The following is a 2,301-nucleotide window of genomic DNA, read 5'->3' as shown; positions in this document are numbered from 1 at the left end:
CAGGAGGTCCGGCAGGTCAGCGTGGGCCACGTCCAGTTGCCACCGTGCTGGACGGTGAAGCCGAACGTGTTGCCGTTGCCGTTCGGGCGGCCGGTCATCACGTTGCCGCTGGAGTCCCAGGTGGCGCTGGTGTTCCAGGTCGCGATGATCCGCTGCGGGGAGCTGACGGTGACCGTGACGACCCAGTTGTCGGCTCCCGAGACCGCGACCTGCCCGTTGAAGCGGTCGTTCCACTTCTGCCCCTCCGAGTAGGTCGCGGTGCAGCCGCCACCGCCGGGGTCGGGGTTCGTGGTGGTCGTGGTCGGCCCGGTGGTGGTCGGCTGCTGCCCGCCGCCCTCGTTCAGCACGGCCAGCACGGAGTTGTAGGCGGCCTTCTTGTTGCCGCTGCCGTCGAACAGCAGCGGGGTGCCGGAGGCGCGCCAGGAGTCGGTGTCGCGGATGCCCCAGACGGTGATGCCGGTGCAGCGGTCGACGGACAGGCAGGCCTGCGTGACGCCCTGGTACTGCTGGGCCTGGCTGGACCCGGAGCCCTCGATGTCCAGCTCGGTGATCTGCACGTCCACGCCCAGCGCGGCGAAGTTCCCGAGCGTGGTGTGGTAGTTGGACGGCACCGGGTTGCCGCTGTTGAAGTGCGCCTGGAACCCGACGCAGTCGATGGGCACACCGCGCGACTTGAAGTCCTGCACCATCCGGTAGACGCCCTGGGTCTTGGCGTGCGACCAGTTGTCGGTGTTGTAGTCGTTGTAGCAGAGCTTGGCGTTGGGGTCGGCGGCGCGCGCGGCGCGGAACGCGGCCTCGATCCAGTCGTTGCCGGTGCGCTGGAGGTTTGAGTCGCGGCGGCCACCGGAGTTGCCGTCGGCGAAGGCCTCGTTGACGACGTCCCAGGCGTAGATCTTGCCCCGGTAGTAGGTGGCGACCTGGGTGACGTGGTTGAGCATGGCCTGCCGCAGCGAGGAGCCCTCCATGCGCTGCATCCAGCCGGGCTGCTGGGAGTGCCAGGCGAGCGCGTGCCCGCGGATTCGCTTGCCCTGCCCTCGGGCCTGGTTGACGATGCGGTCGGCGTTGCCGTAGGAGAACTGGCCCTGGTTGGGCTCGGTGGCGTCCATCTTCATCTCGTTCTCGGCCGTCACCATGTCGAACTCGCGGTTCAGGATGCCGGTGTAGGTCGAGTCGGAGAGCTTGTTGGCGGCCACGGCGGTCCCGAAGTACCGCCCCTTCTGCTGCGCGGCGGCGGCGAGCGTCGAGGCGGCGCCACTGGCGGGCGTGGCCACGAGCACGACCGCTGCGGCGGTGAGCACGGCGAGCGTGGAGGCGAGTGCGGCTCGGGAGACTGACTTCGCTGTCAGCGTCATGTCCGGCGCTTTCTGGGAGAACCCGCGCGGGGCGGGCGAGCGGAAACCGGTTCGAAAGTTTCGCAGTAGATCCCGATCGTTATCAGCGCCTGACGCTAAGCGGCGCGACGCCGGGCGTCAAGGACGGGACCGCAGCAGCGCGCCCGCCCGCGGTCCTCGGCCCCCCAGCTTCGGGGACCTTCGCCCACCACTCCCGGGCCGATGACCGCGATCAGCCCCGTCGGCGGAGAGCGGTACCAGGTCGGCGTGTCCTCCGCGAGCCACCGCAGCACCTGGTGCGCCTGCACGAACGTCACGCTCCACCGCGACTGGACCCACCCCGCAGCGGGCGTCCAGCGACGACGACCGCGGGGCGACCGGCCTCACCGGGGCGACCGGTCGCCCCCCAGCGCACCCGATCTACCTCAGTCCCACCAGAACGTCCACGAGTGGTCCCCCACCAACCGCTCCGCGTACGCCATCAGCGGGTGCGCCTCGTCGGACTGCCACACGTTGTCCGGGCACACCGCGAAGTGCTCCACCGAGATCGCCAGCGCCTCGGTGAGCGTCGGGGGCGGCGCCGCCACGCTCAGCAGCAGCGTCGAGGAGCCCACGCCCACCACCCGCGCGCCGAACCGGGACTCCCAGGACCGCAGCACCGCCGACAGCTCCGCGGTGTCGTCCACGTACCCCGCCGCCCCGCCCCACCCGGCGACGGTCAGCGCGTCCGCGCCGCGATCGGCCGCGACCAGCCCGAGCCGCAGGGAACCGTGCCCCCGCAACAACTCCCCCGCCAGGTCGTCCGCGACGCGACCGGGGTCGTTGGTCGGCACCCGCGCGGGCGCGAGCCCCGGCCACGCGCGGCCGAACGGCGCGGTCACGGCGAGCCGCTGGGCGGGCGTCAGCTGGTCCTCGGGGTCGTCGCCGGTGTGCGCGGCCCACCACCGCTCCAGCACCACCTCCGGGTCGT

The 2,301-nt window shown here is 71.6% G+C and carries 2 protein-coding genes; both read right to left on the bottom strand.

Annotated features, from left to right (window positions below):
• Positions 1 to 1,352 (bottom strand): endo-1,4-beta-xylanase (locus ACTUAL_RS18330; RefSeq protein WP_440901127.1); only part of this gene is annotated, 1,352 nt, incomplete at its 3' end.
• Positions 1,353 to 1,756: 404 nt separating this feature from the next.
• The coding region (locus ACTUAL_RS18325; protein ID WP_440901126.1) for a DUF4253 domain-containing protein at positions 1,757 to 2,301 on the bottom strand (545 nt) is incomplete at its 5' end.

It is taken from the genome of Actinosynnema sp. (assembly GCF_052038725.1).
This window is presented reverse-complemented; position numbering and strand designations above follow the sequence as displayed.